The following is a 23,137-nucleotide window of genomic DNA, read 5'->3' as shown; positions in this document are numbered from 1 at the left end:
AGAAGCCACCGGCTACTCCACGGTGCTCTTGCTGATTTCCCAGAAGCGGAACACCGTTGACGCGTCAAGGGTCCACTCGAGACCGGAGATGTTCTCGCGGGCGACCGCGTACTGCTTGCCCTGCCACAGCGGCAGCATCGGCAGCTCGTCGGCCACGATGTTCTGCAGCTCGTGGAAGCTGGCGTCGGTGGCCGCCCGGTTGGACTCGGCCGCGGTCGTCGGGATCAGCTGCTTGATGATCCGCTCGGAGTCGTAGTGATTGGCCAGCACGTTGCCGTGGCCGAAGAACGGGGCGGTGAAGTTGTCCGGGTCCGGGTAGTCCGGAACCCAGCCCTTGACGTAGACGCCATATTTCCCCCGCTCGATGCCCTTCTCGTACTTCTCCAGGTCCGCGCTCTCGACCGTGGCGTCGAACAGCCCGCTGGCGTTCAGCTGCTGCGCGATCTCCTTGAACGCGGGCAGGGTTCCGGGGCCGTAGCGCACGGGGGTGGCCCACAGGGTGAGCTTCACCTTGTCGTAGATGCCCGCGGAGCGCAGCGCCGCCTCGGCCTTGCCGCGCTGCGGCCGGTCCCCGTAGGTGTCGAAGAAGGCCGTGTTGTGGCCGGTGATCCCGGCCGGGACGATCGAGTAGAGGGGCTTGGCGGTGTGCTCGTACACATCGCGGACCAGTGCCTGACGGTCGATCAGGTACGCGATGGCCTTGCGCACGGCGAGCTTCCCGGCCACCGGGTGCTTGACGTTGAAGACCAGGTGCTGGACCTCGGCGCTGGTGCCCTCGACGACCTCGACGCCCTGCTTGTCGTCCGTGGTCGCGGCCTCCAGATCGGCGATGTCCTTCATGGCGAGTCCGCGGTAGGCGAGGTCCACGGAGCCGTCCTCGACAGCCTTCTTGAGACCCCGCTGGTCGCCCTCGAAGAACTTCATCGTCATGCCGGAGTTCTGAACCTCTGCGGGGCCCTTATAGCCCGGGTTGACCGAGAACTTCGCTTCCTTCTCGGGGTCGAAGGAGTCCATCCGGTACACGCCCGAGCCGACGGCCTTGCCGTCGGTGCGCAGTTCATCCGCTTTGTACTCGCGGTGGTCCACGATCGAGCCGGCGCCGGAGGCGATCTTCATGGGGAAGGTCGCGTCGGGGGCCTTGAGGCGGAAGACGACGCTCTTCTCGTCCGGGGTCCGGATGTCCTTGATCGAGGACAGCATCACCGCGGGGCCGGCCTTGTCGTTGATCTTCAAGGTGCGGCGGAAGGAGAACGCGACGTCCTCGGAGGTGAGGGGGTTGCCGTTGGTGAACGTGAGCCCGTCCTGGAGCTCGCACTTGTAGACCCGGCTGCTGCTGTCCTGGAAACCGCAGCGCTTGGCCGCCTCGGGCTCCGGGGTCGTACCGCCCCGGGGGAAGCTCATGAGCGACTGGAAGACGTTGTTGAACACCAGCCACGAGCCCGGGTCGTAACCGGAGGCCGGGTCGGTCGCCAGGACCGCGTCCGTCATCCCCATGACGATGGGCTGCCCCGTACCGGCCGCGTCCGCGTCATCCGATCCGCATCCGGCCAGCAGGCCTGCCGCGAGCCCTGCCCCGAGCGGGGCGGCGAGCCACTGACGACGTTTCCTTACGCGCACGTTCCTCACACATCTCTTGTCGAACGGTCCTGCGGGTCTGCGTCAGGCGTCGGCGTCGGGCGTCGGGCGTCGGCGTCGGGCGTCGGGTGGCAGGCGTCAGCCGGAGATACCGCGCCCCAGCTCCCAGAGCTGGAGCACGGAGGACGAGTTCAGCGCCCACTCCACGCCGGTGACGTCGTCATGCGCGGCGACGTACTGCTTGCCCTGCCAGAGCGGCAGGACGGGCACGTCATCGGCCACGATGTCCTGCGCCCGCTCGAAGTCCTTTGCCGCGGCGGTGCGCTGGGCCTGCTGCCGGGTCTGCGGTATCAGCTGGGTGCGGATCGTGTCATTGCGGTACGGGCTGTTGAGGAAGTTGTTCTTGGCGAAGAACGGGTCGATGAAGTTGTCCGGGTCCGGGAAGTCGGGGAACCAGCCCATGCCGTAGACGGCGTAGTCGCGGTTGGACTGGGCCGGGCGGAAGTCCTTCCACGGCACGCCCTTGATGGACACGTTGAACAGCCCGCTGCGGTTGAGCTGCGCCTGCAGCGCCTTGAACTCCTTGGCGGTGGCGGAGCCGTAGTGGTCGGTCGTGTAGTGGAGGGTGAACCGCACCGGGGTCTCGACGCCCGCCGCGCGCAGCGTCTTGCGTGCCTCCGTCACATCCGGGTCGCCGTACTTGTTGAAGAACGAGTTCACATGGGAGCCGACGCTGGACGGGACGATCGAGTAGAGCGGCTCCGCGGTGCGCTCGTACACGTCGCGCACCAGCGCCTGGCGGTCGATGACCTGCGCCACGGCCTGGCGCACGGCCTTCTTGCCCGCCGTCGAGTCATCGGTGTCGAAGCCCAGGTAGCGGATCTCCTGGCCCGGCATCTCGACGAGCTCGATGCTCTTGGAGTCGCCGCGCTGCAGCCGGGCGACCTGGTCCGGCGCCATGGTGCGCGTCATCAGGTCGATGTCGCCCTTCTGAAGGGCCCGTTCCATGGCGTCGGAGTCCTTGAAGAAGCGCATCTCGACCTCGTCGTTCTTCAGCTTCAGGCTGCCCTCGTAGTTGGGGTTCCTGCTGAAGACGGCAGAGACGACCTGGCCGTTCTTCACCTCGGTCTGGAGGGTGTACGGGCCGGAGCCGTCGGTCTGGAAGCCGTCACGGAGCTTGGTCCCGTCGTAGGCCTCGCTGTCGACGATGGCCGCGGCGGGGGTGGCCAGCTTGTGCGGGAAGGTCGCGTCAGGCGACTTGAGGTGGAAGACGATCTCGGAGTCGCTGGGGGTCTCCACCGCGTCGATGTTCGACAGCAGCCCGACCGGGCCGTTCGGGTTCTTGATCGCCAGGGTGCGCTCGATGGAGAACTTCACGTCCTCGGCGGTGAGGGCGTGGCCGTTGGCGAACTTCATGCCGCTGTGCAGGGTGCAGCGGTACGACTCGTTCTTCTGGTCGGAGAAGCTGCACTTCTCGGCCGCCTCGGGCGTCGGGTCACCACCGGAGCGGGGCAGCGCCATGAGCGTCTGGAAGGTGTTCCGGAGGATGTTCCACGCGCCCGCCTCGTACGCGAGGGCCGGATCGAAGGGGGCCGGGTAGTCCGCCGTCGTCACGAAGGCGTCCGTGGTCCCGACGACGATGGGCTCGCCGCCGTCGCCCGCATCGTCCGAACCACCGCAAGCTGCGAGAAGGGTGGCCAGCAGGCCCACTACGGCCGGCAGCACCAGGGTCTTGCGATTCATCGTCGGCGGTCTCCTGCGGAAGCGTCGATCCCGGGACCATACCGAGGAGGGGCTGCTGGTCACAGGGATGCGGCAAAAGTTCTCGCCACGAGATTAGTAGGCAGTCACAGACGCGCCGGAACACAACGAAGTTGAGGCGCTGTCACGCATCGATAACGGCCCACGGTTGTCCAGCATCCGGACCCGGAGCGATTCGGCCAGCTGACCATCTATGCGGACATAGGGGTGCACGTTCAGCCCTTGGAGGACACCTCCGACCAGATCGTTTCTGGGCTGTCGACGGAGCGGTGTGTGAGAAACGTCACTTTCGGCTTCGTCAGGGCATCCCGTTGATGAGCCCACGGAGGAAGGCGAGGTCGACTTCTTCGAGCGAGCCCACGACCAGGCGCCCCTCGGCGGGCTCGATCGGCACGACGGACGGGACGGCCACCACGCGGCACCCGGCGGCCTCCGCCGCCGCCACGCCGGTCGCCGTGTCCTCCACGACGGCGCAGCGGGCGGGCTCGGCGCCCAGGCCCGCCGCGGCCAGCAGGTACGGGTCGGGGTGCGGCTTGGTGCGCGCCACCTCGTCCCCCGCGACGGTGAGCGCGAAGTGATCGGGGCCGATCGACTTGAGCACCCGGTCGATGATGCGGCGGTGCGAGGCGGAGACCAGGGCGGTCGGGACCTCGTGGGCAGCCAGCTCGGTGAGCAGCCTGGCGGCCCCGGGCATCAGCGGCACGCCGCGGTCCACAAGCTCCTCGAACCGGGCGTTGAGCAGGGAGGACAGGGCGGGGAGCGTGATGTCGGCGCCGGTGGCGTGGATCAGGTAGGACGCGCTGCGCGTCATCGGGCCGCCGACCACGACCTCGCGGTGCTCCTCGCCGAGCTCGTGGCCCAGCTCGGCGAAGATCTCGACCTCGGCGTCCCACCAGAAGCCCTCTGTGTCGACGAGGGTGCCGTCCATGTCGAGGAGCACCGCCTGGAGGGCCGAGCCTTCGGCCGTACGGGTGTCGAGTGCGGGGATGATGCTGGTCATCCGTGCTCCTCTCGTCAGGCTGCCCCTTAAGGGACAAAGGGGCCGGCCGAAGCCCCCGGAAGGGCACCGACCGGCCTGTACCGGACCGTCTAGTGTACGACGATCCCGATCACCGAGCGTTGAAGTACTTGGCTTCGGGGTGGTGGATGACGATGGCGTCCGTGGACTGCTCCGGGTGGAGCTGGAACTCCTCGGAGAGCTGGACGCCGATCCGCTCGGGCTCGAGCAGCTCGGCGATCTTCGCCCGGTCCTCCAGGTCGGGGCAGGCGCCGTAGCCCAGGGAGAACCGCGCGCCGCGGTACTTCAGGGCGAACATGTCCTCCATCTCCTCCGGGTCCTCGCCGGAGAAGCCCAGCTCGCCGCGCACGCGCGCGTGCCAGTACTCGGCGAGGGCCTCGGCCAGCTGGACGGACAGGCCGTGCAGCTCGAGGTAGTCGCGGTAGGAGTCGGCGGCGAACAGCTCGGCCGTGGCCTCGCCGATCTTCGACCCGACAGTGACGACCTGGAGGCCGACCACATCGGTCTGGCCGGATTCCTCCGGGCGGAAGAAGTCGGCCAGGCACAGGCGGCGGCCGCGGCGCTGGCGCGGGAAGGTGAAGCGGGTCCGCTCGGAGCCGTCCTCGCCCAGCAGGATGAGGTCGTCGCCCTTGGAGTGGCAGGGGAAGTAGCCGTAGACGACGGCGGCCTCGAGCAGGTTCTGGGTCTGGAGCTTGTCCAGCCAGCCGCGCAGCCGGGGGCGCCCTTCGGACTCCACCAGCTCCTCGTACGAGGGGCCGTCGCCGGTACGGGCCTGCTTCAGCCCCCACTGCCCCTTGAACAGGGCGCCTTCGTCCAGCCACGAGGCGTAGTCGGCGAGCTGGATGCCCTTGACCACGCGGGTGCCCCAGAAGGGGGGCTCCGGGACGGGGTTGTCGGTGGCCACGTCGGAGCGTACGGCGCCCTGGGAGGGCTCGGGCTCGGTGACCTGAACGTCTCGCTTGGGCACGCGGCGCTGCTTGAGCTCGGGCAGGGTCGCACCGGGGACACCTCGCTTGACCGCGATGAGGGCGTCCATCAGGCGCAGGCCCTCGAAGGCGTCGCGGGCGTAGCGGACCTCGCCCTCGTAGATCTCGTGCAGGTCCTGCTCGACGTAGGCGCGGGTGAGGGCCGCACCGCCGAGGATCACCGGGAAGTCGGCCGCCAGCTTGCGCTGGTTCAGCTCCTCCAGGTTCTCCTTCATGATCACGGTGGACTTGACCAGCAGCCCGGACATGCCGATGACGTCGGCCCTGTGCTCCTCGGCGGCCTCCAAGATCGCGGAGACCGGCTGCTTGATGCCCAGGTTCACGACGTTGTAGCCGTTGTTGGACAGGATGATGTCGACCAGGTTCTTGCCGATGTCGTGGACGTCTCCGCGCACCGTGGCCAGCACGATCGTGCCCTTGCCCTCGTCGTCGGACTTCTCCATGTGCGGCTCGAGGTAGGCGACCGCGGTCTTCATGACCTCGGCCGACTGGAGGACGAACGGCAGCTGCATCTGACCGGACCCGAACAGCTCGCCGACCACCTTCATGCCCGCCAGCAGCGTCTCGTTGACGATGTCCAGGGCGGGCCGGTCCTGGAGCGCCTCGTCCAGGTCGGCCTCCAGGCCGTTGCGCTCGCCGTCGATGATCCGGCGCTGCAGCCGCTCGTCCAGCGGGAGGGCTGCCAGCTCCTCGGCCTTGCCCGCCTTGAGTGACTTGGCGGTGGCGCCTTCGAAGAGCTCCATGAGCTTCTGCAGCGGGTCGTAGCCCTCGCTGCGCCGGTCGTAGATCAGGTCCAGGGCGACCTTGACCTGCTCCTCCTCCAGCCGGGCGATCGGCAGGATCTTCGAGGCGTGCACGATCGCCGAGTCCAGCCCGGCCTTGACGCACTCGTCGAGGAAGACCGAGTTCAAAACGATGCGCGCGGCCGGGTTGAGGCCGAAGGAGATGTTGGACAGGCCGAGCGTGGTCTGGACGTCCGGGTGGCGGCGCTTGAGTTCACGGATCGCCTCGATGGTGGCGATGCCGTCGCGCCGGGACTCCTCCTGGCCGGTGCAGATGGTGAAGGTCAGACAGTCGATGAGAATGTCCGACTCGTGCACGCCCCAGTTGGTGGTGAGATCCGTGATCAGGCGCTCGGCGATGGCCACCTTGTTCTCGACGGTGCGGGCCTGGCCCTCCTCGTCGATGGTCAGGGCGATCAGCGCGGCGCCGTGCTCGACCGCCAGCTTCGTGACCTTCGCGAACCGCGACTCGGGCCCGTCCCCGTCCTCGTAGTTGACCGAGTTGATGACGGCGCGGCCGCCCAGCTTCTCCAGTCCGGCGCGGATGACGTCCACCTCGGTGGAGTCCAGCACGATGGGGAGGGTGGAGGCGGTGGCGAAGCGTCCGGCCAGCTCCTCCATGTCGGCGACGCCGTTGCGGCCCACGTAGTCCACGCACAGGTCGAGCATGTGGGCGCCCTCGCGGATCTGGTCGCGCGCCATCTCCACGCAGTCCTCCCAGCGACCCTCCAGCATCGCCTCACGGAACTTCCTGGACCCGTTGGCGTTCGTCCGCTCGCCGATGGCCAGGTACGAGGTGTCCTGGCGGAACGGGACGGTCTGGTAGAGCGAGGCGGCGCCGGGCTCGGGGCGCGGCTCGCGCTCGGTGGGCGTGAGGTCACGGACGCGCTCGACGACCTGGCGCAGGTGCTCGGGCGTCGTACCGCAGCAGCCGCCGACCAGCGAGAGGCCGTACTCGCGGACGAAGGTCTCCTGGGCGTCCGCCAGCTCGCCGGGGGTGAGCGGGTAGTGCGCGCCGTCCTTGCCCAGCACGGGCAGGCCCGCGTTGGGCATGCAGGACAGCGACACCCGCGAGTGGCGGGACAGGTAGCGCAGGTGCTCACTCATCTCCGCGGGACCGGTCGCGCAGTTGAGCCCGATCATGTCGATGCCCAGCGGCTCCAGCGCGGTCAGCGCGGCACCGATCTCCGAGCCCAGCAGCATCGTGCCGGTCGTCTCCACGGTCACCGAGCAGATCAGCGGCAGGTCCGCGCCCGTGGCGTCCAGGGCGCGGCGCACGCCCAGGACCGCGGCCTTGGTCTGCAGCAGGTCCTGGGTGGTCTCCACGAGAAGCGCGTCCGCGCCGCCGGCGATCAGGCCCTCGGCGTTCTGCTGGTAGGCGTCGCGCAGCGCGGTGTACGGGGCGTGGCCGAGGGTCGGCAGCTTGGTGCCGGGGCCGATGGAGCCCAGCACCCAGCGGTGGCGGCCGTCCCCGGCCGTGAACTCATCGGCCGTCTCACGGGCGATCCGGGCACCGGATTCGGAGAGCTCGAAGATCCGGTCGGCGATGTCGTACTCCCCCAGCGCCGCGAAGTTGGCGCCGAAGGTGTTGGTCTCCACGCAGTCCACGCCCACCGCGAAGTACTCCTCGTGGACCGAGCGCACGATGTCGGGGCGGGTGACGTTCAGGATCTCGTTGCAGCCCTCCAGCTGCTGGAAATCGTCCAGGCTCGGATCCTGCGCCTGGAGCATGGTGCCCATGGCCCCATCGGCCACGACCACTCGGGAGGCGAGCGCCTCCCGGAGTGCGGAGGCCCGGTCGGTGTCGGCGGACGATGGCTCGTAGGCCATGGAGACGCTCCCTGGGATGCGACGGCTGTCGGCTTTGCGCCTTCCTTCGGAGGGCGCACCCGGCCAGAGTAACCTTCGGCGCCGTCGCCGGCCCGGGGTGTTCCACGGGGCGGACAGCTGCGGTGCGGCGCGGGCGGGGGACGCCCGGGCACGAAGCGCGAACTTCCAGGGGTGGTACCAACGGGTCGGCAAAGGCCGATAGTGTTCAGCATTGTCGAACCCTGTGGGTGGAGGAGGTTGCCCGATGGCCCGCACGATCCAGTCGCTCGAGCGAGCGGCTGCGATGCTGAGGCTGCTCGCCGGGGGCGAGCGCAGGCTCGGTCTGTCGGATGTGGCGGCCGCGCTGGGGCTGGCCAAGGGCACAGCGCACGGCATACTGCGCACCCTTCAGCAGGAGGGCTTCGTCGAGCAGGACGCGGTCTCGGGGCGCTACCAGCTGGGCGCCGAGCTGCTGCGCCTGGGCAACAGCTATCTGGACGTGCACGAGCTGCGGGCCCGCGCCCTGGTGTGGACGGACGACCTGGCGCGGTCCAGCGGCGAGAGCGTCTATCTGGGGGTTCTGCACCAGCAGGGCGTACTGATCGTGCACCACGTCTTCCGGCCCGACGACAGCCGCCAGGTGCTGGAGGTCGGCGCCATGCAGCCGCTGCACAGCACAGCCCTGGGCAAGGTCCTCTCGGCGTACGACCCGGTGGCGCACAGCGAGGTCACCGAGGGCAACAGGAAGTCGTTCACGACCCGAACGGTGACCGCGCTCGAGGAGTTCGAGGGCGTCCTGGACCTCACACGCGCGCGTGGCTGGGCCGCCGACGTGGAGGAGACCTGGGAGGGCGTCGCCTCGGTCGCGGCCCCCATCCACGACCGGCACCGCATGCCGGTGGGCGCGGTCGCCATCACCGGCGCCGTGGAACGGGTGTGTGAGAACGGCGACCTTCGGTCCGCCCTCGTGGCCGCGGTACGGGACTGCGCCCGTGCGGTGTCGCGGGACCTCGGCGTCACCCGCTTCTGACCCTCCGCCGACCCTCGTACACGCTCCGCCACCAGGCGTTTGGGCTGCCCGTAGTCACGCTTGGACAACGGTGCGAATTAACCGCGGCACCCCTATTGACGCAGTCGTAACGGTGAAGAAAACTGCCGTTCGCCGGTCGGCATTGTCGAACACCTGCCGATAACTTCGCTATGGTGTCCGACGGCAGCGGACCGGTAGTCGCCCTCACCCGAGGGCGCGGGCGTACGGGAGGGACCCCGTGGCCCGCCTTCCCCTGGATGACTGACAAAGGAGTCGCGGGTGTCCAGCTCCGACATTTTCCTCGGCGAGACCATTGGTACCGCCGTGCTCATTCTGCTCGGTGCCGGCGTTGTCGCCGGCGTCGTCCTGAAGCGCTCGAAGGCGCTCAACGCCGGCTGGGTCGCCATCACCTTCGGGTGGGGCTTCGCTGTCCTGACCGCCGCCTACATATCCGTCCCGCTCTCCGGTGCGCACCTCAACCCGGCCGTCACGCTCGGCGTCGCCATCACCAGCGGCGAATGGGGCAACGTTCCGGTCTACTTCGCCGGCCAGATGCTCGGCGCCATGATCGGAGCCACGCTCGCCTGGCTCGCGTACCAGGGCCAGTTCCAGGCCCACCTCACCGACCCCGAGATCATCGGGAAGAAGGACGAGGAAGGCCTCGTCGACAAGTCGGCCGCCCCCGCCGCCGGCCCCGTGCTCGGCGTCTTCTCCACCGGCCCGGAGGTCCGGAACGCGGTGCAGAACCTGATGACCGAGATCATCGGCACCGCCACGCTCGTTCTCCTGATCCTCACTCTGGGTCTCACCAAGGGCCTGGCCGTCTCCGGCACCGGTGTGCTGATCGTTGCCCTCACGGTGGTCGGCATCGGCCTCTCGCTCGGCGGCCCGACCGGCTACGCCATCAACCCGGCCCGCGACCTCGGCCCTCGTATCGTCCACGCGCTGCTGCCGCTGCCGAACAAGGGCGGCTCCGACTGGGGCTACGCCTGGATCCCGGTCGTCGGCCCGCTGATCGGCGGCGCCCTCGCGGGCGGTCTGTACGAGCTCGCCTTCGCCTGAGCCCCTTCCCGACCCCTTCCGACCCCAGGAGCACACCGTGACCGACGCCCACACCGCCGGCCCGTTCATCGCCGCTATCGACCAGGGCACCACCTCCAGCCGCTGCATCGTCTTCGACACCGACGGCCGGATCGTCTCCGTCGACCAGAAGGAACACGAGCAGATCTTCCCCAAGCCGGGCTGGGTGGAGCACAACGCCGCCGAGATCTGGACCAACGTCCAGGAGGTCGTCGCCGGGGCCCTCAGCAAGGCCGGCCTCACCCGCAGCGACATCCGGGCCATCGGCATCACCAACCAGCGCGAGACCACCGTCCTGTGGGACAAGGCGACCGGTGAGCCGGTACACAACGCCCTCGTCTGGCAGGACACCCGCACCGACGCCCTCTGCAAGGAGCTGGGCCGCAACGTCGGCCAGGACCGTTTCCGCCGCGAGACGGGCCTCCCCCTCGCCTCGTACTTCGCGGGACCGAAGATCCGCTGGCTGCTCGACAACGTCGAGGGCCTGCGCGAGCGCGCCGAGCGCGGCGAGATCCTCTTCGGGACCATGGACTCCTGGGTCATCTGGAACCTGACCGGTGGCACCGAGGGCGGCGTGCACGTCACCGACGTCACCAACGCCTCGCGCACCATGCTGATGAACCTGCACAGCATGGAGTGGGACGACAAGATCCTCGAGTCGATGGGGGTCCCGGCGGCCGTGCTGCCGGAGATCCGCTCCTCGGCCGAGGTGTACGGGACGGCGAAGGGCGTCCTCGAGGGCGTGCCGGTCGCCTCCGCGCTGGGCGACCAGCAGGCGGCGCTGTTCGGCCAGACCTGTTTCGCCGAGGGCGAGGCCAAGTCCACGTACGGCACCGGCACCTTCCTGCTGATGAACACGGCCGACAAGGTCATCAACTCCTACAGCGGGCTGCTGACCACCGTGGGCTACCGCATCGGCGACGAGAAGCCGGTCTACGCGCTGGAGGGCTCCATCGCGGTCACCGGCTCGCTGGTGCAGTGGATGCGCGACCAGATGGGCCTGATCAGCACGGCCGCGGAGATCGAGACCCTCGCCAGCTCGGTCGAGGACAACGGTGGCGCGTACTTCGTCCCCGCCTTCTCCGGCCTGTTCGCCCCGTACTGGCGCTCCGACGCCCGCGGCGTCATCGCCGGCCTCACCCGCTACGTGACGAAGGCGCACCTCGCCCGCGCCGTTCTCGAGGCCACCGCCTGGCAGACCCGCGAGATCGTCGATGCGATGCACAAGGACTCCGGCGTCGAGCTGACCGCTCTCAAGGTCGACGGCGGTATGACCTCCAACAACCTGCTGATGCAGACCATGGCCGACTTCCTCGACGCACCCGTGGTGCGGCCGATGGTTGCCGAGACCACCTGCCTCGGCGCCGCCTACGCCGCCGGCCTGGCCGTCGGCTTCTGGCCCGACACCGACGCCCTGCGCGCCAACTGGCGCCGGGCCGCCGAGTGGACCCCCCAGATGGACGCGGATGTCCGCGACCGCGAGTACAAGAGCTGGCTCAAGGCCGTCGAGCGGACCATGGGCTGGATCGACGACGAGGAGTAAATATGAGCACCCTGCAGAGCGTTCCGACTCTCGGGACGCACCCGGCTGCCGGTTCGAATCCGGACCGCGCCGAAACCCGGGAACGGCTCTCGAAGGCCACGTACGACCTCCTGGTGATCGGCGGCGGCATCCTGGGCACCTCGGTGGCCTGGCACGCCGCGCAATCCGGGCTGCGGGTGGCAATGGTGGACGCCGGCGACTTCGCCGGCGCCACCTCCTCCGCCTCCTCCAAGCTCGTCCACGGCGGTCTGCGCTACCTGCAGACCGGCGCGGTCAAGCTGGTGGCGGAGAACCACCACGAGCGGCGGGTGCTGGCCAAGGACGTGGCCCCGCACCTGGTCAACCCGCTCACCTTCTACCTGCCGGTCTACAAGGGCGGGCCGGTCGGCGCCGCCAAGCTGGGCGCGGGCGTCTTCGCCTACTCGGCGCTGTCCGCCTTCGGCGACGGCGTCGGCAAGGTGATATCCCCGGCCAAGGCGGTGGCCGGGAACCCGGCGCTGCGCACGGACAACCTCAAGGCCGTCGCGGTCTACTACGACCACCAGATGAACGACTCGCGGGTGGCCGTCATGACGGTCCGCGCCGCCGTCGAGTCGGGCGCCGTGGTGCTCAACCACGCCGAGGTCACCGGGCTGCGCTTCACCCGCGGCCGGGTCACCGGCGCGGAGCTCAAGGACCGTCTGGACGGCAGCGAGTTCGGTGTCGACGCGCGCGTGGTGCTCAACGCCACCGGACCGTGGGTGGACCACCTGCGGAAGCTGGAGGACAAGGGCGCCGACCCGAGCATCCGGCTCTCCAAGGGCGCGCACATCGTGCTCAAGCGCAAGGCGCCCTGGAAGGCCGCGATGGCCACGCCGATCGACAAGTACCGCATCACCTTCGCGCTGCCGTGGGAGGACCAGCTCCTGCTGGGCACCACGGACGAGGTGTACGAGGGCGACCCGGCCGATGTGCGGGCCACCGAGTCCGACATCCAGCAGATCCTGGACGAGGCGGCTTTCTCGGTGCGCGGCGAGCACCTCGACCGTGACCTGATGACCTACGCCTTCGCGGGCCTGCGGGTACTGCCCGGCGGTCCCGGTGGCGTGGAGAAGGCGAAGCGCGAGACGGTCGTGACCGAGGGCCGCGGCGGGATGCTGTCGGTCGCGGGCGGCAAGTGGACCACGTACCGGCACATCGGCCGCACGGTCATGAACAAGCTGGCGGAGCTGCCCGGTTCGCCGCTGACCGAGGACATGGAGCCGGTCTCCAGCCTGGTCCGCCGGGTGCCGCTGCCCGGTATCGCCAACCCCAACGCGGTCGCGCACCGGCTGCTGGTGGACCGCGAGCCGGGGGTCCGGATGGACCCGCTGACGGCCCGTCACCTGGCCACGCACTACGGTTCGCTGTCCTTCGACATCGCGCGCCTGGTGAACGAGGACCCGGCGCTGGGCGAGCCGATCCACCCGGACGGTCCCGAGATCTGGGCGCAGGTCGTCTACGCCCGGGACCACGAGTGGGCCGAGACGGTGGACGACGTGCTGCGCCGCCGGACGACGCTGACGATCCGCGGTCTGGACACCGAGGACGTGCGGACGCGGGTGAAGGACCTGCTGGACCGGAAGAACTGACGCCGGACTGGCTCCAAAGGTCCAAGGGATAAAGGGGCAAGGGGTAAGGCGTAAGGGGCGGCTCTCACGGGAGCCGCCCCTTACGCGTACGCCCTCCGCCCTCTGGGGCCGAGTGTTGTCCGGCTCAGGTAGTGTTGCCGTATCCAGCAGTGGACGGAACGAGGAGGTGAGACCCATTACCGCTGTAGCAGGCTGGGTGCTCTCACCTCACGGCCGTACGGTCCCCGCCGCGTAGACGCAGACGCAGGTGACCGCGAGAGCGCCCTCGGCATTCCGAAAGGCTCTCATGTCGGTTTCCCCGTCACCTCTCCCCCTTCCTCTCCCTCGATCCGTCGTCGTCACCAGGCTGCGGGCCGCAGGCTGCGTCTTCGCCGAGGACGAGGCGCAGTTGCTCACCACCACGGCACGGACGCCGGCCGAGCTCGCCGCCATGGTGGACCGGCGAGCCACGGGCCTGCCCCTCGAACACGTCCTCGGCTGGGCGGAGTTCTGCGGCCTGCGGATCGCGGTGGACCCGGGGGTCTTCGTCCCCCGCCGCCGCACCGAGTTCCTCGTCCGCCAGGCCGCCGCCCTCGCCCCGCCGCGAGCTGTCGTCGTCGACCTGTGCTGCGGCTCCGGTGCGGTGGGCGCCGCGCTGGGCGCGGCCCTCGACCGCGCCGAGCTGTACGCCGTCGACATCGAACCCGCCGCGGTGCGGTGCGCCCGCCGCAACGTCGCAGCCGCCGGTGGCCAGGTGTACGAAGGCGACCTCTACGAGCCGCTGCCCGCCGCGCTGCGGGGCCGGGTCGACGTCCTGCTCGCCAACGTGCCCTATGTGCCGACCGACGAGATCGGGCTGCTCCCCCCGGAGGCCCGCATCCACGAGCCGCGGGTGGCACTCGACGGCGGCTCGGACGGGCTCGACGTGCTCCGGCGGGTGACCGCCGCGGCGTCACTGTGGCTGGCACCGGGCGGCCACCTGCTCTTCGAGACGAGCGAGCGCCAGGCTCAGCAGGCCGTCGCGACCGTCGCCCGCTGTGGGCTGACCCCGCGGGTGGCCATTTCCGACGAGCTGAACGCCACCGTCGTCATCGGCACCGGGCCCGCTGCGCCGCCCTCTCCCTATGGGAACGCCGTGCACGGGGCATAATGGGCCCAGACATCGGAGGTCTCGGCCCGGAGGGTCGGCCCGGGAAGAGGAGGGCGCTCATGGCCGTGACCGACGCGGCGATCGAGCGGATCAAGGGAATGATCGTCTCCGGTGCGCTGCGGCCCGGCGACCGGCTGCCGAAGGAGAGCGAACTGGCGGCGGAGCTGGGCCTTTCGCGCAACTCCCTGCGCGAGGCCGTGCGCGCCCTGTCCCTCATCCGCATCCTGGACGTGCGCCAGGGCGACGGTACGTACGTCACCAGCCTCGATCCGCAACTGCTGCTGGAGGCGCTGAGTTTCGTGGTGGACTTCCACCGCGACGACACCGTGCTGGAGTTCCTCGCCGTCCGCCGGATCCTGGAGCCCGCGGCGACGGCGCTGGCCAGCGCGCGGATCAGCACCGCCGAGCTGGACGCGCTGGGCGAGCAGCTGGACGCGCTGGGCCCCGCGCCCTCGGTGGAGGAACTGGTCGCTGCCGACCTGGAGTTCCACCGCCGGATCGTTCAGGCGGGCGGCAACTCCGTGCTGTGCTCCCTGCTGGACGGGCTGTCGGGGCCGACCACCCGCGCCCGGATCTGGCGCGGGCTCACCCAGGAGGACGCGGTGAGCAGGACGCTGCAGGAGCACCGGGCGATCCTGGCGGCTCTCCGCGACCGCGACGCGGAGGCGGCCCGCTCCTGGGCCACGGTCCACATCGCGAGCGTGGAGCAGTGGCTCCGCTCCACGCTCTGACACCGCTCGCCGCAGGCGGGTCCCTCGGTTCTGCCGCCGCGCCCGCGCCGAACCCGGGGGCAGGCCCCCTCAGTCCTGCTTCTCGCCGCTCGCGAAGCGGGAGTTCACCAGGGCGATGATGATGGTCGCGCCGTTCAATAACTGGTTCCACAGCTGCGGAACGCCACCCGGCGTCATCACGCTGACCACGAGCTGCAGGGTCGGTACGCCCGTGAGCGCACCGAAGAGCGTGCCGCGCCCCGTTCAGGCTGATCCCGCCGATCACCCCGGCCGCGAAGACCTGGACGATCCAGCCGTTGCCCTGGTTCGCGGACACCGACCCGTAATGCCCGGTGTAGAGGATCCCGGCGAAGGCGGCGAGCACCCCGCCGATGCACAGCACGAGCCAGGTGATCCGGTCGACCCGGATGCCCGCCGCCCGCGCGGCCTCCGCGTTGCCGTCGATCGCGCACAGCGCCCGCCCGAGTAAGTCGACGGCCCCGGCCTGCAGCAGCTGCTTGAAGGCGACGCGGTTGGCGACGTGCTCGCCGGTCGCCACCTTGACCGGCTGCCCCGCGCGTACGGCAGCGTGGCCGAGGACGTCGTCGGTCGGCGAGTCCGGCGGCCGTACGGGGCACAGGGCGGTCCGCCACGTACGGGTGGAGGGCGCGGATGGCGGCGGCGATGACGTCGTTGCCGCGGCCGATGGTGAAGCAGAAGCCGTCCGTCTGCATGTCCGTCTGCGTGTCCGCTCGCGGTGTCGTCCGGGGCGGGGGCGTCGGTGTGCAGCACGACGTACGCCGTCAAGTAGTCCCGGTCCGGGTTCATGGCGTCCGAGCCGTCGAGCTGCTCCGAGGTGGGGAACCGGTTGTCGTGGACCTCGAGCCCCGTGACGGTCGAACCCATACGCGCCCCAGGAAAGAACATCGGACCTCTTCCGGTCATCCGATGTATAGCCGCGATCAAGTCCTGGCGTCCACGGATCTGCCGGAACGTTCCGGTGGACAGCTCGGATGAATCCGCGGGCAGGTCTGCGCGGGGGCTGCGGGCGGGCCGGGGTGAAGCCGTAGGCTGGGGGCGCACGCAACGGAACAGCAGCCGGGGGCGGTCCGAAACACGCCCACCGGTCGGAAGGAGGCGCTGGGTGATCGAGCTCGAGGGGGTTCCCGAGCTGATCGACCCGGTCATGGTGGCCGCGTTCGAAGGCTGGAACGACGCCGGCGACGCCGCCTCCACCGCGGTCGGGCACTTGGACCGGGAATGGAAGGGTGAGGTCTTCGCGGCGCTGGACGCCGAGGACTACTACGACTTCCAGGTCAACCGGCCGACCGTCTTCCTGGAAGGCGGGGTCCGGAAAATCACCTGGCCGACCACGCGCCTCTCGGTGGCCCGGGTCGGCGGGCCCAAGCCGCGCGACCTCGTACTCGTGCGGGGCATAGAGCCGAGCATGCGCTGGCGCTCCTTCTGCAACGAGATCCTCGGCTTCGCTCACGAACTGGGTGTGGAGATGGTGGTGATCCTGGGCGCGCTGCTCGGCGACACCCCGCACACCCGCCCCGTCCCGGTCAGCGGCGTGACCTCCGATCCGGACCTGGCCAGGACCATGGACCTGGAGGAGACCCGGTACGAGGGGCCGACCGGCATCGTCGGCATCCTGCAGGAGGCGTGTACGCACGCGGGCGTGCCGGCGGTCAGCCTGTGGGCTGCGGTTCCGCACTACGTGTCGCAGCCGCCCAACCCCAAGGCGACGCTCGCGCTGCTCAACCGGCTGGAGGACCTGATCGGTATCCGCATCCCGCTCGGCGAGCTCCCCGAGGACGCGCGGGCCTGGCAGCTGGGCGTGGACCAGCTGGCGGCCGAGGACAGCGAGGTCGCGGAGTACGTGCAGTCGCTGGAGGAGGCGCGCGACACGGCCGAGCTGCCGGAGGCGTCGGGTGAGGCCATCGCCCGCGAGTTCGAGCGCTACCTGCGGCGCCGCGACGGCCAGCCGGGCTCCGGCCCGGCTCCCGGGCCGGGACAGCCGGGCGGGCACGCGACCGAGGGCGGCTCGACGGGGGACGGCCGGGACAGCGGCTCGTATTTCCGCGACGCCTCCAGCGGCCGCACGCGCCCGTCGAAGCCCCCTGCCAGGGACGACGAGGACGACACGGATCCCGGAACCGATACCTCCGCTCCCGGCACCGGCGACGAGTAGCCCCACCGCCGTGCCCATGGCCCACCCGCACTCCCCGGTGAGGTGAGGGCGGGCATGCCATCCGGCACACGGCGCCGGGACCACTGACCGCTAGCGGACCTGCCGGACGGCCACCGCGTCGTATTCCGTCGTCGGCGTCGGCTCGACATCGAAGCGGGCGTTGGCAGATAGAGCCGCCTGCCGAACGCGGCCGCGGTCGTCGGGATCCGGAATCGCGGATCCGTGATCCTAGCGATCGCCTCACCGCGCGTCCCCGCCTGGTCCAGCCGCAGGACATCCACCGCGTTCGCGCGCCGAACCCGGCCCGTACAAAGGAATTGGGGCGCTCCTTCGGCGAAGGAGCGCCCCGTTCGGAGAGGACCGGGTCAAGCGCGATCAGCGCGTCGGCGCGTCAGAGTGCGACACCGAGCAGCGCGTCGACGGCGCGCGATACGAGTCCGGGCGCGCCCTCGTCCGTACCGCCTTCCGACTCCTGGACGGCGGCCCAGCGGTCGACGGCCTCCAGCGCGGCGGGCGCGTCGAGGTCGTTCGCGAGTGCCTCGCGGATCTCCTCGACCACGGCATCGGCCGGAGGCCCGTCGGGCCGGGAGACCGCGGAGCGCCAGCGGGCCAGCCGCTCGACCGCCTCCTCGAGCACGGCATCCGTCCACTCCCAGTTGTCGCGGTAGTGGTGCGCCAGAAGGGCGAGCCGTATGGCCACCGGGTCCACGCCGTCGCGGCGCAGCGCGGAGACGAAGACGAGATTGCCCTTGGACTTGGACATCTTCTCGCCATGGAGGGCGACCATTCCGGCGTGCACATAGGCCTGGGCGAAGGGGTATTCGCCGGTGACGGTCTGGGCGTGCGAAGCACCCATCTCGTGGTGCGGGAAGGCCAGGTCGGAGCCGCCGCCCTGGACGTCGAAGCCCATGCCGAGGTGGTCGAGGGCGATGGCGACGCACTCGATGTGCCAGCCGGGGCGGCCACGGCCGAGGGAGCCGCCGTCCCAGCTCGGCTCGCCCTCGCGGGCGGCCAGCCACAGCATCGGGTCCAGCGGGTTCTTCTTCCCGGGGCGCTCCGGGTCGCCGCCGCGCTCGGCGAAGAGCTGCCGCATCGTCGCGGCGTCGAGCCCCGAGACCTTGCCGAAGGCCGGGTCGGACTCGACGGAGTAGTAGATGTCCCCATCGAGCTCGTACGCGGCCCCGCAGTCGCGGAGCCGTTCGACGAGCGGGACGATGCCGGGTATCGCCTCCACCGCGCCGATGTAGTGCTGCGGCGGAAGCATCCGCAGGGCGGTCATGTCCTCGCGGAAGAGCGCGGTCTCGCGCTCGGCGAGCTCCGTCCAGTCCTGCCCGTCCCGCTCGGCCCGCTCGAGGAGCGGATCGTCGACGTCCGTCACGTTCTGGACGTAGTGAACCTGCCGCTTCGTGTCGAGCCACACGCGCTGGACGAGGTCGAACGCGTTGTAGGTCGCCGCGTGCCCCAGGTGGGTGGCGTCGTACGGGGTGATGCCGCAGACGTAGATGCGGGCGACGGGACCGGGGTCGAGGGTGATCGGGCCCCCGGTCGCGGTGTCGTGGATCCGGAGGTCACGGCCACTGCCGGGCAGGGCGGGAACCTCAGAAGCGGGCCAGGCATACATGCCTTGAGCGTAACCGGATGCGTGATCGTCACACGAACCGGACCTTCAGGGTTGGCCGGAGTGGTGCTCTTGCGGATTCGCCGCATGCGTGGTCGCCGGCCCGCCGCATGGGGCCCGTCAGACCGGGGGCCAGGGGATGGCGGGCCACTGGCCGCTCGGCTCGGGGTGACGGCCCGTCGAGATCAGCGCGGCCACCCGGTCCCGCAGCGCCTCCAACTCGTCCGCGATGATCAGCTCCGCGAGCCTGGCGGCGAGGGAGCCGCCCTCCGCGAGGTCCTCCGAGATCCGGCGGAGCACGCCCAGAGCCTCGTCGGTGAGCGGTTCGGCCGACCAGCCCCACAGCAGCGTGCGCAGCTTGTCCTCGGCGTTGAACGTCACCCCGTGATCGATCGCGTACAGCTTCCCGTCCACCGTGGGCAGCAGGTGCCCGCCCTTGCGGTCCGCGTTGTTCATCACGGCGTCGAGGACGGCGAGCCGCCGCAGCCGCGGATCGTCCGCGTGCACCAGCAGCGCCGTGCCGCCACCGCCCACCTCGGCGAATCCGATGGCCTTCCAGCCCGGCCCCGGCTCCTCCCCCTCGACGAGCGCCAGCAGCTCGACCGCCGGGTCCGCCTCGATCCACAGCTGGCACATCCCCTCGCCGTACGGGCCGTCGCGCAGCACCGTCGGCGGGACGAGGTCCCAGCCGGTCGCGCGCGAGAGCTCGTACGCCGCCACCTCGCGCTGCGCCAGCGTCCCGTCCGGGAAGTCCCACAGCGGCCGCTCCCCGGCGACCGGTTTGTAAATGCAGGTCCCGCTCCGCCCGTCGAGCTCCACGGAGCAGTAGAGCACCGCGTTCGACGCCTCGCGGATCCGTCCGCGTACGGTCAGCTCACCCTCGGCGAGCAGCTCGCACACGGCGGAGTCGTCGGCCGGGGCGGCCGGGCCGGCCGGGTCGTCGGCCGGGCCGGTCAGGCCGCTCCGCGGCGGTATCCGTTCTGGCGCGGACATACGTGTCCCTCCGGGTCGAGCGGCAGGCTGCACAGCGGGCACGGCGGGCGTCCGGCGTTCACCACTTCGAGCGCCCGCTTGGCGAACGCCCTGGCCATCGGCCCGGTGAGCCGGACCCGCAGCATCGGCGGACCGTTCTCCTCGTCCTGCAGCAGCCGCTCCTCCGCCTCCGCGAGGTCCTCCTCGGTCTCCGCATCGAGCTCGACGAGCGCCTGCGCCTCGACGATCATGCGCTGTTCCTCGCCGTCCCACGCGAGCGCCATGGTCCCGACCCGGAACTCCTCCTCGACGGGGACCTCGAGCGGCTCGGCGTCGGCGAGTTCGGCGGGGGCGACGGCCGGCACCGGCGCGTTGCCCCCGGTGCGCCGCACCACCTCGTCCAGGAGCTCGTCGATCCGCTCGGCGAGCGCGGCCACCTGGGTCTTCTCAAGGGCGACGGTGGTCGTCCTGCCTGCCGCACTGGCCTGGAGGAAGAACGTCCGGCGGCCAGGCAGCCCGACCGTACCGGCGACGAAGCGGTCCGGTGGGTCGTACAGGAACACCTGACGGGCCACGTCCTGCTCCCTTTGTCATCGCTGCGGAATCTGGAAACTGGCGAATCGTTCGGACCTGGCGAATCGCTGCGATCCGCACGGTCTGAACGGGTTGCGCGCGGGTCCCCCGTACCCCGGGCCGCGGCCCGTCCACCCTACTGCGCGAGGCGATCACGGTGCGCCCGTGGCACCGCCCACGGGCGCATCGCCCTCGGCGCGCGGCGTACCGCCCCCGTCCGGCGCCAGCGCGCTGAACTCCCCGGTGTCGCCGAGCCGGAGCAGGAAGGGGCGGAGCGGGGTGTAGCGGATCGCGGTGACCGAGCAGGGCTCGACCGAGATCCGCTGGAAGAGGTCCAGGTGCAGCCCGAGGGCGTCGGCGACCAGCGACTTGATGATGTCGCCGTGCGAGCACATCAGGAAGACGGCGTCGGCGCCGTGCCCGGCCTCGATCCGGGCGTTCCAGTCCCGTACGGCGTCCACGGCGCGCGCCTGCATCGCCCGTACGGACTCGCCCTCGGGCCCCGGGAACTCGGCGGCCGACGGGTACCGCTGCACGGTGGTCCACAGCGGCTCGTCGGCCAGCTCCTTGAGCTTGCGCCCGGTCCAGTCGCCGTAGTGGCACTCTCCGATCCGCTCGTCCGCGTACAGCGGCACCTCCGGGCGGGCGTCGAGCAGCGGCCGCAGCGTCTCCTGGCAGCGCTGCAGCGGGCTGGTCACGGCGGCGGCCAGCGGCAGTCCCGCCAGCCGCCCGGGCAGCGCGGCGGCCTGCGCGGCCCCGCGCTCGTCGAGGGCGACCCCGGGCGTCCAGCCCGCGAGCACCCCGGCGGTGTTGGCGGTGGAACGGCCGTGCCGTACGAGGATCAGCGTGGGCATGTCTGCAACCCTACGGGCTCGCGCAACCCGCCTCCCGTGCGCATCCCTCCGGACGGAGGGAGAATGCGCAGCGTGATCGTGGACTGCGCCATCTACCGGAACGGGCGCCGCACCGAGGGTCCCGCCGACGTCTCCGAAGCCCTGGCGGAGGTGCGCGCCACCGGTGAGGGCTTCCTGTGGATCGGTCTCCACGAGCCGACCGAGGGCGAGTTCGACCTAGTGACCAGCGAGTTCGGACTGCACCCGCTGGCCGTGGAGGACGCGCTCAAGGCCCACCAGCGGCCGAAATTGGAGGTCTACGACGACTCCCTCTTCCTGGTCCTCAAGCCGGTCCTCTACGACGGGACGACCGGCACGGTGACGACCGGCGAGCTCATGCTGTTCGTGGGCGACTCCTTCGTCGTCACGGTCCGGCACGGCGAGGGGGCCCCGCTCGCCGAGGTGCGCCGCCGCCTGGAGGAGGACCCCGAGGTTCTCCGGCACGGCCCGACCGCCGTGATGTACGCGGTGAGCGACGCGGTCGTGGACGGCTATCTCGTCGTGGCGGCGCAGCTCGAGACCGACCTGGACGGGCTGGAGGCAGAGGTCTTCGCACCGACGGGCGGCGACACGGGCAACACCGCGGCGGGGATCTACCACTTCAAGCGCCAGGTGGTCGAGTTCCGGCGCGCGGTCGGCCCGCTGGCCGAGCCGGTCGCGCGGCTTGCCGGAGCCGGCGTGCCGTTCGTGCACGCGCACGCGCAGCCCTTCTTCCGCGACGTCGCCGACCACCTGACGCGCGCAAGCGAGTACGCGGAGGCCTTCGACCGGCTGCTCTCCGACATCCTGGCGGCGCATCTGTCGCAGGTGGGCGTACGGCAGAACAACGACCTGCGGAAGATCTCGGCGTGGGCGGCGATGGTCGCGGTGCCCACCATGATCGCCGGGGTCTACGGCATGAACTTCGCGCACATGCCGGAGCTGACGACCGTATGGGGCTATCCGGCGGTGATCGCGGTCATGGCCATGGCCGTGCTCGGCCTGCATCGCATGTTCAAGCGCCGCGGCTGGCTGTAGGACGGGATGAACGGGACGTGGCTCAGGCGAACTCGGGGGCGGCCGTTGCGGGACCGCCCAGCGCGTCCAGCCGCTCCGGCATCCTCAGGCTGACCATCCGCCGCCAGCCGCCGAGCCGCTCGTACACGTACACCGCGTGGATTCCGGCCGTGAGCATCGCCATCTTGGCCTTCGACCAGCCCAGGATGCGGCCCATCTGCTCCATGAAGACGAGGCTGACATCGCGGTAGACCCGGATCTCGGCCAGCGCGCTCTCCCGCAGGATCCGGTGGATCGTCCGGGCATGGCCGGCGGCGGCCAGGCGCAACAGCTCCTCGTGGCAGTACGCGAGGTGGTTGTCCTCGTCGTTGGAGATCATCTTCACCGCGCGGCCGAGGTCGGGGTGGTCGGCGAAGTGCTTGCGCAGCAGCTGCATCTGCTCGGAGGCGCGCTGCTCGGTGACGCGGCTGTGGGCCAGGTAGGCGACGATGTCGTACTCGGTCAGCGGCTCGTCGGCGCGGAGCTTGTCGTGGGCCAGGCCGATGCCCTGCCGCTCCAGCAGCATCGTGTAGTCGGCGTCCTGGGGGACGTCGACCGGCTCGAGCCCGCGCTTGCGCAGCAGGGCATTGAAGATTCGCCCGTGCTTGTCCTCGTCCGCGCCGTGCCGGACGATCTTGGGGCCGAGACCGCGCTGGGACTCGGGGACGAGTGCGGCGATCCGGCCGTTCTCCCAGCCGCCCTGTGCCTCGCCGCTGGCCGCGATGGAGCAGAACAGCCGGAACGAGTCGTCGTTGTCGAGGATCTCCTGGAACAGGCTTCGGGCCGAGAGCATCACTGCCACCTCCGTACGAGCGTCCG

The 23,137-nt window shown here is 70.4% G+C and carries 17 protein-coding genes and 1 pseudogene; 8 read left to right on the top strand and 10 right to left on the bottom strand.

All coding sequences use genetic code 11. The annotated features are described in order from the left end of the window. Window positions 1–12 precede the first annotated feature (12 nt). The 4 genes from ACTWQC_RS21850 to metH form a co-directional block, all read right to left on the bottom strand. Window positions 13–1,626, bottom strand: a complete 1,614-nt coding sequence (locus ACTWQC_RS21850; RefSeq protein WP_443317458.1) for an ABC transporter substrate-binding protein — start codon at window positions 1,624–1,626, stop codon at window positions 13–15. Between the two features lie 87 nt (window positions 1,627–1,713). Continuing rightward, window positions 1,714–3,318, bottom strand: a complete 1,605-nt coding sequence (locus ACTWQC_RS21845; protein WP_443317457.1) for an ABC transporter substrate-binding protein — start codon at window positions 3,316–3,318, stop codon at window positions 1,714–1,716. A gap of 316 nt (window positions 3,319–3,634) precedes the next feature. Beyond that, window positions 3,635–4,336, bottom strand: a complete 702-nt coding sequence (locus ACTWQC_RS21840; protein ID WP_443317456.1) for an HAD family hydrolase — start codon at window positions 4,334–4,336, stop codon at window positions 3,635–3,637. 109 nt (window positions 4,337–4,445) lie between these two features. Beyond that, on the bottom strand, window positions 4,446–7,952 hold the full coding sequence (metH, locus tag ACTWQC_RS21835; protein ID WP_443317455.1) for a methionine synthase: 3,507 nt from the start codon (window positions 7,950–7,952) through the stop codon (window positions 4,446–4,448). Window positions 7,953–8,196: 244 nt separating this feature from the next. Here metH and ACTWQC_RS21830 point away from each other — a divergent pair, with 244 nt between their 5' ends. From ACTWQC_RS21830 to ACTWQC_RS21805, 6 genes are all read left to right on the top strand, one after another. After that, complete coding sequence (locus ACTWQC_RS21830; protein WP_443317454.1) at window positions 8,197–8,961, top strand: IclR family transcriptional regulator; 765 nt, start codon at window positions 8,197–8,199, stop codon at window positions 8,959–8,961. A gap of 279 nt (window positions 8,962–9,240) precedes the next feature. After that, window positions 9,241–10,023, top strand: a complete 783-nt coding sequence (locus ACTWQC_RS21825; RefSeq protein ID WP_443317453.1) for an MIP/aquaporin family protein — start codon at window positions 9,241–9,243, stop codon at window positions 10,021–10,023. Between the two features lie 37 nt (window positions 10,024–10,060). Further along, window positions 10,061–11,584: a glycerol kinase GlpK gene (glpK, locus tag ACTWQC_RS21820; protein WP_443317452.1), complete on the top strand. Its 1,524-nt coding sequence runs from the start codon at window positions 10,061–10,063 to the stop codon at window positions 11,582–11,584. 2 nt (window positions 11,585–11,586) lie between these two features. Then, window positions 11,587–13,194: an FAD-dependent oxidoreductase gene (locus ACTWQC_RS21815; RefSeq protein WP_443317451.1), complete on the top strand. Its 1,608-nt coding sequence runs from the start codon at window positions 11,587–11,589 to the stop codon at window positions 13,192–13,194. 286 nt (window positions 13,195–13,480) lie between these two features. After that, a complete protein-coding gene (locus ACTWQC_RS21810) occupies window positions 13,481–14,323 on the top strand; it encodes a putative protein N(5)-glutamine methyltransferase (RefSeq protein ID WP_443317450.1) in 843 nt (280 codons plus the stop codon). A 59-nt stretch (window positions 14,324–14,382) separates the two neighbouring features. Then, entirely contained in the window at window positions 14,383–15,054 is a 672-nt protein-coding gene (locus tag ACTWQC_RS21805) for a FadR/GntR family transcriptional regulator (RefSeq protein WP_443317449.1), read from the top strand. A 69-nt stretch (window positions 15,055–15,123) separates the two neighbouring features. On the opposite strand, the pseudogene ACTWQC_RS21800 reads toward ACTWQC_RS21805, so the two are convergent. After that, window positions 15,124–15,939 (bottom strand): annotated as a pseudogene (locus ACTWQC_RS21800) (ABC transporter permease subunit). A gap of 238 nt (window positions 15,940–16,177) precedes the next feature. Here ACTWQC_RS21800 and ACTWQC_RS21795 point away from each other — a divergent pair. Then, complete coding sequence (locus ACTWQC_RS21795) at window positions 16,178–17,227, top strand: PAC2 family protein (RefSeq protein WP_443317448.1); 1,050 nt, start codon at window positions 16,178–16,180, stop codon at window positions 17,225–17,227. A gap of 391 nt (window positions 17,228–17,618) precedes the next feature. Here the strand turns inward: ACTWQC_RS21795 and mshC are convergent, their stop codons facing one another. The 4 genes from mshC to ACTWQC_RS21775 all read right to left on the bottom strand — a co-directional run bounded on the left by mshC (window position 17,619) and on the right by ACTWQC_RS21775 (window position 21,244). Further along, window positions 17,619–18,848: a cysteine--1-D-myo-inosityl 2-amino-2-deoxy-alpha-D-glucopyranoside ligase gene (mshC, locus tag ACTWQC_RS21790; RefSeq protein ID WP_443317447.1), complete on the bottom strand. Its 1,230-nt coding sequence runs from the start codon at window positions 18,846–18,848 to the stop codon at window positions 17,619–17,621. Window positions 18,849–18,965: 117 nt separating this feature from the next. Continuing rightward, window positions 18,966–19,838 (bottom strand): SCO1664 family protein, encoded by an 873-nt coding sequence (locus ACTWQC_RS21785; RefSeq protein WP_443317446.1) that lies wholly within the window; start codon window positions 19,836–19,838, stop codon window positions 18,966–18,968. Beyond that, the gene (locus ACTWQC_RS21780) at window positions 19,799–20,392 is read right to left on the bottom strand and encodes a DUF3090 domain-containing protein (protein WP_443317445.1); all 594 of its coding nucleotides are present in this window, start codon (window positions 20,390–20,392) and stop codon (window positions 19,799–19,801) included. Before ACTWQC_RS21780 ends, ACTWQC_RS21785 begins: the two co-directional genes overlap by 40 nt. A 150-nt stretch (window positions 20,393–20,542) precedes the next feature. Then, the gene (locus ACTWQC_RS21775) at window positions 20,543–21,244 is read right to left on the bottom strand and encodes a histidine phosphatase family protein (RefSeq protein ID WP_443317444.1); all 702 of its coding nucleotides are present in this window, start codon (window positions 21,242–21,244) and stop codon (window positions 20,543–20,545) included. A 63-nt stretch (window positions 21,245–21,307) separates the two neighbouring features. Between ACTWQC_RS21775 and ACTWQC_RS21770 the strand changes: the two genes are divergently transcribed. Further along, complete coding sequence (locus ACTWQC_RS21770) at window positions 21,308–22,300, top strand: magnesium and cobalt transport protein CorA (RefSeq protein WP_443317443.1); 993 nt, start codon at window positions 21,308–21,310, stop codon at window positions 22,298–22,300. Between the two features lie 22 nt (window positions 22,301–22,322). On the opposite strand, the gene ACTWQC_RS21765 is transcribed toward ACTWQC_RS21770, so the two are convergent. Next, window positions 22,323–23,111 (bottom strand): ferritin-like domain-containing protein, encoded by a 789-nt coding sequence (locus ACTWQC_RS21765; protein WP_443317442.1) that lies wholly within the window; start codon window positions 23,109–23,111, stop codon window positions 22,323–22,325. Window positions 23,112–23,137: the final 26 nt, after the last annotated feature.

The organism is Streptomyces sp. 8N616 (genome assembly GCF_052246385.1).
In the GTDB taxonomy this organism is placed as follows: Bacteria; Actinomycetota; Actinomycetes; order Streptomycetales; family Streptomycetaceae; genus Streptomyces.
This window is presented reverse-complemented; position numbering and strand designations above follow the sequence as displayed.

Excerpts from the sequence above, each read along its gene's own strand:
- ACTWQC_RS21765 (WP_443317442.1), bottom strand. The coding sequence starts at position 23,111 with ATGCTCTCGGCCCGAAGCCTGTTCCAGGAGATCCTCGACAACGACGAC.
- ACTWQC_RS21810 (WP_443317450.1), top strand. The coding sequence starts at position 13,481 with ATGTCGGTTTCCCCGTCACCTCTCCCCCTTCCTCTCCCTCGATCCGTC.
- ACTWQC_RS21805 (WP_443317449.1), top strand. The coding sequence starts at position 14,383 with ATGGCCGTGACCGACGCGGCGATCGAGCGGATCAAGGGAATGATCGTC.
- mshC (WP_443317447.1), bottom strand. The coding sequence starts at position 18,848 with ATGTATGCCTGGCCCGCTTCTGAGGTTCCCGCCCTGCCCGGCAGTGGC.
- ACTWQC_RS21830 (WP_443317454.1), top strand. The coding sequence starts at position 8,197 with ATGGCCCGCACGATCCAGTCGCTCGAGCGAGCGGCTGCGATGCTGAGG.
- ACTWQC_RS21775 (WP_443317444.1), bottom strand. The coding sequence starts at position 21,244 with ATGCCCACGCTGATCCTCGTACGGCACGGCCGTTCCACCGCCAACACC.
- ACTWQC_RS21815 (WP_443317451.1), top strand. The coding sequence starts at position 11,587 with ATGAGCACCCTGCAGAGCGTTCCGACTCTCGGGACGCACCCGGCTGCC.
- metH (WP_443317455.1), bottom strand. The coding sequence starts at position 7,952 with ATGGCCTACGAGCCATCGTCCGCCGACACCGACCGGGCCTCCGCACTC.
- ACTWQC_RS21785 (WP_443317446.1), bottom strand. The coding sequence starts at position 19,838 with ATGTCCGCGCCAGAACGGATACCGCCGCGGAGCGGCCTGACCGGCCCG.
- ACTWQC_RS21770 (WP_443317443.1), top strand. The coding sequence starts at position 21,308 with ATGCGCAGCGTGATCGTGGACTGCGCCATCTACCGGAACGGGCGCCGC.
- ACTWQC_RS21840 (WP_443317456.1), bottom strand. The coding sequence starts at position 4,336 with ATGACCAGCATCATCCCCGCACTCGACACCCGTACGGCCGAAGGCTCG.
- ACTWQC_RS21845 (WP_443317457.1), bottom strand. The coding sequence starts at position 3,318 with ATGAATCGCAAGACCCTGGTGCTGCCGGCCGTAGTGGGCCTGCTGGCC.